The sequence below is a fragment of the Microbacterium sp. H6 genome (assembly GCF_003314775.1).
GTDB lineage: Bacteria > Actinomycetota > Actinomycetes > Actinomycetales > Microbacteriaceae > Microbacterium > Microbacterium oxydans.
Genome location: NZ_QOAY01000171.1, coordinates 6971 through 9734 on the forward strand (window position 1 = coordinate 6971; position 2764 = coordinate 9734).

The window sequence follows — 2764 nt, forward strand, 5'->3', positions numbered from 1 at the left end:
AACCCGCCACGGTGTGGGGCGGTTCGTCGCCCGCCAACTGCCACAGCGCGTAGTTCCACATCCCCCTGCTGCGCTCGCCGATCAGGGCGGCTGGACCGGAGACGAGCAGGATGTCGTCGCTCTTCGGTCCCTCCCGGAACGCGGTGACCACGCTGCGGAGCTCGGTCTCGTCGCCCTCTGCGGAGTGTTCGCGCACGACCTGCTGTCCCGACGCCGTCAGAGCGGTGGCGAGTTCGTCGCCTGCCTGTCGTGAGCGCTCGGCGTCCGCGCCGGCCACCGCGAGCAGCCGCCGCCCGCGCGGGTAGAAGTGCAGGAACTCGGTGGCGATGTCCGCCCAGACGTCGGTCATGCCTCCAGGCTACGCCCGCGTGGCCGCCTCGGCTCCGGACGCGGGAGAGTCCCGGGCCGCAGCTGCCTGCCGCCCGGGACTCGTCCACTCGTGCTCAGTCCTCGTCGATCAGGTATCGGCTGTAGGCGCCCAGCGTGAGGAAGGTCGGGAACTCCTCCTGCAGGGCGACCTCGCGGAAGATCTCCGCTGCGTCGTCGTAGCGGTCGCCGTGGCTGCGGGTCGCCTGTGCGAGCACCTGGTCGATCAGCCCCTCGATGTACTCCGCCGTGATGGGGGTGCCGTCCTGCGTGGTGCGGTCCTGGTGGATCCACTGCCACACCTGTGAGCGGCTGATCTCCGCGGTCGCGGCATCCTCCATGAGGTTGTCGATCGCCACAGCGCCGAGCCCGCGCAGCCAGGCCTCCAGGTAGCGGATGGCGACCGACACGTTGTCCCGCACACCCTGGGCGGTGATCGGGCGGCCGATGTGCAGGTCGAGCAGGTCGCGCGCCTCCACGTGCACGTCGTCGCGCTGGCGGTCGACCTGGTTCGGGCGGTCGCCCAGCACGGCGTCGAACTCAGCCTGCGCCGTGGGAATCAGGTCGGGGTGCGCCACCCACGTGCCGTCGAAGCCGTCTCCGGCCTCGCGCTTCTTGTCGGCAGACACCTTCTCGACCGCACGCGCCGTCACCTCGGGGTCGCGGCGGTTCGGGATGAACGCACTCATGCCGCCGATCGCGAAGGCTCCGCGCTTGTGGCACGTCTGCACGAGCAGGTCGGTGTAGGCCCGCATGAACGGCACCGTCATCGTGACTTCGCTGCGGTCGGGGAGCACGAAGCGCGCCCCACGGCCACGGTAGTTCTTGATGATCGAGAAGATGTAGTCCCAGCGCCCGGCGTTCAGGCCCGCGCAGTGGTCGCGCAGCTCGTACAGGATCTCGTCCATCTCGAACGCGGCGGGCAGCGTCTCGATCAGCACGGTGGCGCGGATGGTGCCGTGCGGGATGCCGATGTACTCCTCGCTGAACGAGAAGACGTCGTCCCACAGCTTCGCCTCCTCGCTCGACTCCAGCTTCGCGATGTAGAAGTACGGGCCTCGCCCGGCCTCGATCAGCGCCTGTGCGTTGTGCAGGAAGTAGAGACCGAAGTCGACCAGCGACCCGGATGCCGAGGTGCGACGGCCGGCCCGGTCGATGAAGGCGACGTGCTTCTCGGGCAGGTGCCAGCCGCGGGGGCGCATCACGATCGTGGGCGTGCGCTCCGCGGTGACGCGGTACTCCTTGCCGGGTCCGGATTCGGAGGCGGGGGCGGTGAAGGAGAGTTCTCCTCGGATCGCGTCCTTGAGGGAGAGCTGACCCTCGATGACGTTCTTCCAGGTGGGACTCGTGGCGTCCTCCTGGTCGGCGAGCCAGACGCGGGCGCCGGAGTTGAGCGCGTTGATGGTCATCTTCGGGTCGGTGGGTCCGGTGATCTCCACGCGGCGGTCCTCGAGGCCGGGCCCGGCACCGGCGACCCGCCAGTCCCGGTCCTCGCGGATGTGGGCCGTGTCGTCGCGGAACTTCGGGTCGTGCCCGTTGCCGATCTCGAAGCGTCGGCGCATCCGGTCGGCGAGCCGGTCGTGACGGCGGGACGCGAACCGATGGTGCAGCTCGGTGAGGAAGGCGATCGCCTCAGGCGTGAGGATCTCCTCGTAGCGGTCGCGGATGGGGCCGGTGACCTCGATCGCCGGACCCTGCTGGGTCGTCTGGATCGGTGCCGTGGTGGTCGTGGGAGTGGTCATGATGAGTCCTTGTACGTCGGTGTCCTCATCCGCCGAGACCCACGGTGGTCGCCGAGACCCAACGCTGCAGACGATCGCGGCGGTGGGTCTCGACGGCGGGGATGGGTGTCGGCGAGACGGGAACGAAGTGGGGATCAGTGGAACTGCGCGGCTTCGGTGGAGCCGGCGAGGGCGAGGGTTGCGCTGTCGGGGTTGAGCGCGGTGGAGATGACGTCGAAGTAGCCGGTGCCCGCCTCGCGCTGGTGCTTGGTGGCGGTGTAGCCGTCCGCCTCTGCGGCGAACTCGGCCTCCTGCAGCTCGACGTAGGCGCTCATGGCGCGATCCGCGTAGCCGCGGGCGAGGTCGAACATCGAGTAGTTCAGGGCGTGGAATCCGGCCAGCGTGATGAACTGGAACTTGTAGCCCAGGTCAGCCAGCTCCTGCTGGAACGTCGCGATCTCGGCGTCCGACAGGTGCTTCTTCCAGTTGAAGCTCGGCGAGCAGTTGTAAGCCAGGAGCTTGCCGGGGAACTGTGCATGGATCGCCGCGGCGAACGAGCGGGCGAGCTCGATGTCGGGCTCTCCCGTCTCGACCCACAACAGGTCGGCGTAGGGGGCGAAGGCGAGGCCGCGGCTGATGACAGACTCCAGACCGGGGCGGATCCGGTAGAACCCCTC

At 68.9% G+C, this 2764-nt stretch carries 2 protein-coding genes and 1 pseudogene; all 3 read right to left on the reverse strand.

All coding sequences use genetic code 11. The features are described 5' to 3' along the window. Positions 1-349: hypothetical protein (locus tag DSP71_RS10915; RefSeq protein ID WP_258546375.1), on the reverse strand; the 349-nt coding region annotated here is incomplete at its 3' end. A gap of 94 nt (positions 350-443) precedes the next feature. Beyond that, a complete protein-coding gene (gene aceB, locus DSP71_RS10920; protein WP_113681101.1) occupies positions 444-2108 on the reverse strand; it encodes a malate synthase A in 1665 nt (554 codons plus the stop codon). A gap of 134 nt (positions 2109-2242) precedes the next feature. Then, a pseudogene (locus tag DSP71_RS23580) lies at positions 2243-2764 on the reverse strand (isocitrate lyase); the annotation flags it as partial.

Bases quoted from the DNA above. Each gene is read 5' to 3' on its own strand.
- aceB (WP_113681101.1), bottom strand. From the start codon at position 2,108: ATGACCACTCCCACGACCACCACGGCACCGATCCAGACGACCCAGCAG.